The organism is Roseomonas sp. TAS13 (assembly GCF_001950415.1).
Taxonomy (GTDB): domain Bacteria; phylum Pseudomonadota; class Alphaproteobacteria; order Acetobacterales; family Acetobacteraceae; genus Roseomonas; species Roseomonas mucosa.
Genome location: NZ_BDLP01000409.1, coordinates 1 through 3,579 on the forward strand (window position 1 = coordinate 1; position 3,579 = coordinate 3,579).

3 protein-coding genes are annotated in these 3,579 nt (G+C 71.9%); 2 read left to right on the plus strand and 1 reads right to left on the minus strand.

Translation table 11 applies throughout. The features are described from left to right. Positions 1-204: 204 nt before the first annotated feature. The gene (locus ROTAS13_RS21115; protein ID WP_026033129.1) at positions 205-900 is read right to left on the minus strand and encodes a response regulator transcription factor; all 696 of its coding nucleotides are present in this window, start codon (positions 898-900) and stop codon (positions 205-207) included. Between the two features lie 357 nt (positions 901-1,257). Between ROTAS13_RS21115 and ROTAS13_RS21120 the strand changes: the two genes are divergently transcribed. Further along, positions 1,258-2,694, plus strand: a complete 1,437-nt coding sequence (locus tag ROTAS13_RS21120) for an aldehyde dehydrogenase family protein (RefSeq protein WP_075823314.1) — start codon at positions 1,258-1,260, stop codon at positions 2,692-2,694. An 18-nt stretch (positions 2,695-2,712) separates the two neighbouring features. Continuing rightward, positions 2,713-3,465 (plus strand): glucose 1-dehydrogenase, encoded by a 753-nt coding sequence (locus ROTAS13_RS21125; protein WP_075823315.1) that lies wholly within the window; start codon positions 2,713-2,715, stop codon positions 3,463-3,465. The last annotated feature ends 114 nt before the right edge of the window (positions 3,466-3,579 follow it).

Sequence of the window (3,579 nt, forward strand, 5' to 3'; positions counted from 1 at the left end):
TCGCCTTACGGTGGAGCTGTGCGTAGATGTGATCAAGAGACAGGCCCGGCGAGGCGGGGCTGCGCCGGCGGGCGGCGGCGGAACGCGACGGGCTCGCGCTGCGGGCGGGCATCCTCGACGCGCTGCGCCCCTGGGCGGAAAAGCTGGGCGTCGCCATGCCCTGAGGGGCGTCGTGCCGGCCGCGGACGGGCACACGGGCCGGGCTCACCCCTCGGCGCCGGCCCGCTCCGGTGCCTCCAGCGCATAGCCGGCGCCGCGCACGGTGCGGATCATCGGCGGCTCGCCGCCCGCCTCCAGCTTGCGCCGCAGGCGGCTGACATGGACGTCCACCACGTTGGTGGTGGGGTCGAAGGAGAAGTCCCAGACCTTCTCCAGCAGCATGGTGCGGGTCAGCACCTCGCCCGGATGGCGCAGCATGTACTCCAGCAGGCGGAACTCGGTCGGCAGCAGCTCGATGGGCCGGGCGCCGCGCGTGACGGTGCGGCGCAGCAGGTCCATGCGCAGATCGGCCAGGGACAGTTCGGTGGATTCCGTGCTGGCGGCGGGGCGGCGGGCCAGGGCGCGCAGCCGGGCGCGCAGCTCGGCGAAGGCGAAGGGCTTGGCGAGGTAGTCGTCGGCGCCCGCCTCCAGCCCCTCCACCTTGCGGTCCACCTCCCCCAGCGCCGTGAGCATCAGGACGGGCGTGGCGATGTTCGAGGCGCGCAGGGCCCGCACGATGGCGACCCCGTCCGGCCCGGGCAGCATGCGGTCGGTGACGATCACGTCGAAGGGCTCGTTGAGCGCCAGGAACAGCCCGTCCCTGCCGTTGCGCGCGACATCCACGACATGCCCGTCCTCGCCCAGGCCCTTGGCGATGTAGTCGGCCGTGACCGTATCGTCCTCGATCACCAGGATGCGCATGCCGCCGTCACCTTCCGCCGCCGTCATCCCTCCCATGTGGTGCCTACGGGCCGGGGCGACGGCCCCCGGTTGTGACGCAGATCGGGCCAGGCGACAACGCGGCCCCCGGGGGTTCGTTCACAGGAGCGGCCTCCAGGGAACGACAAGGGGCCGGCGGGTCGTTGCGGGGCCGGCGAAAGTCCGGCCGGGGTTGGACCTCGGGCGGCGGCGGTGCCAGTCTTGGCGGCCAAGAGTCGCGGGAGCGGCCGGAACGGAGGAAACACCCGGCGAAGCGGCCCGCCCCGGCGGCGGCGCCACCGGCACCCTTTCCGTCCCGGCCGCGGCGACGCCTGCTCGGAGGATGGGAAGGACTTGCCCTTGGAAACCCACAAGCACTTCATCGGCGGCCGCTGGACCGGTCCGGACAAGTACCTGCCGGTGGCCAATCCCTCGGACGGGCAGGTGATGGCCCAGATCGCGCGCGGCACCGCCCAGGACGTGGACGCCGCCGTGGCCGCCGGACAGGCGGCGATGGAGGGCGACTGGGGCCGGCTGGACGCCGCCACGCGCGGCCGGCTGCTGCTGCGCCTGGCCGGGCTGGTGCGGCGCGACGCCGAGGCGCTGACCCGGATGGAAAGCGAGGATGTCGGCAAGCCGCTGGCCCAGGCGGCGGCCGACGTGGCCGCCTGCGCGCGCTACTTCGAGTTCTATGGCGGCGCCGCCGACAAGGTGCATGGCGAGACCATCCCTTTCCAGGAGGGCTACACCGTCCTGACGATGTGGGAGCCGCATGGCGTCACCGCCCATATCGTGCCGTGGAACTATCCGCTGCAGATCACCGGCCGCTCGGTCGGCGCCGCGCTGGCCATGGGCAACGCGGTGGTGCTGAAGCCGGCGGAGGACACCTCGCTGACTGCGCTGGCCCTGGCGCGGCTGGCGGACGAGGCGGGCTTCCCGGCCGGATCGTTCAACGTCGTCACCGGCCTGGGCGAGGAGGTCGGCGCGGCGCTGAGCGCGCATCCGGGGATCAGCCATATCAGCTTCACCGGCTCGCCCGAGGTCGGCACGCTGATCCAGGCGGCGGCGGCGCGGAACACCATCCCCGTGACGCTGGAGCTGGGCGGCAAGTCGCCGCAGATCGTCTTCGCCGATGCCGACCTGGCGGAAGCGGCGCCGACCGTGGTGAAGGCGATCATCCAGAATGCCGGCCAGACCTGCTCCGCCGGATCGCGCGTGCTGATCGAGGATTCCATCTACGACAGCTTCACCGCCGACCTCGCCGCGCGCTTCCGCGAGTTGCGCGTCGGCGCCGCGTCGCAGGACCTCGATCTCGGCCCGGTGGTGAACGCGGCGCAGAAGGAGCGGATCGAGCGCTACCTCGCCATCGCGGAGCGCGACGGGCTGCCCATCCTGGCGCAGGGCGAGCTCGGCCCGAACCTGCCGCGCGACGGCTTCTACGTGCGGCCGGTGCTGATCGGCGACGTGCCGCCGGACCATGTGCTGGCGCAGGAGGAGATCTTCGGCCCGGTTCTCGTCGCCATCCGCATCCGCGACGAGGCGGATGCGCTGCGCGTGGCCAACGGCACGGCGTTCGGCCTGGTGTCCGGCATCTGGACGCGCGATGTCGGCCGCGCGATGCGGCTGGCGCGTCGCGTGCGCACCGGGCAGGTCTTCGTCAACAACTATGGCGCGGCGGGTGGCGTGGAACTGCCCTTCGGCGGCATGAAGCGCTCCGGTCACGGGCGCGAGAAGGGTTTCGCCGCGCTCCACGGCTTCGCCACGCTGAAGACCATCGCGATCCGGCACGGCGCGTGATTCCAGGGAGGGAATAGGATGAGGCTCAAGGACAAGGTCGCGCTGGTCACCGGCGCGGGCGGCGGCTTCGGCGAGGGGATCGCGAAGCGCTTCGCGCAGGAGGGCGCGAAGGTCGCCGTGCTGGACCTGCGCGCCGATGCGGCGGAGCGCGTGGCGCGCGAGATCGGCGGCGGCGCCATCGCCGTCACGGCGGATGTGGGCGACGGCCCCTCCGTGCACGGCGCGGTGGAGCAGGTGCGCGCGGCCTTCGGCGGGCGGATCGACATCCTGGTGAACAATGCCGGGACCACGCACCGCAACCAGCCGGTGCTGGATGTGGACGAGGAGACCTTCGACCGCGTCTTCCGCGTCAACGTGAAGTCGATCTACCTCTTCGCGCGCGAGGTCGTGCCGGTGATGCGCGACGCGGGCGGCGGCGTGATCCTGAACATCGGCTCCACCGCCGGGCTGCGGCCACGGCCGGGCCTGTCCTGGTACAACGCCACCAAGGGCGCGGTGAACGTGATGTCGAAGTCGCTGGCGCTCGACTTCGCGCCGTGGAAGATCCGCGTGAACGCGATCTGCCCGGTGATGGGGGCGACGGGACTGCTCACCGAGTTCATGGGCGTGCCCGACACGCCCGAGAACCGCGCGAAATTCGTCTCCACCATCCCGCTCGGCCGCATGTCGCGGGCGGAGGACATCGCCAACGCGGCGCTCTACCTCGCTTCCGACGAGGCCGAGTTCATCACGGCCGTGGAATTGCCTGTGGATGGCGGGCGCACCGTCTGACACCGGTTCGCGGAAGACAGGACTTCCGCGGACCTCTCTCGCGCGCCGTACTGACCGGCCCGCGGCGCGCCTGTCTCTTGATAACATCTACGCACAGCTCCACCGTAAGGCGAA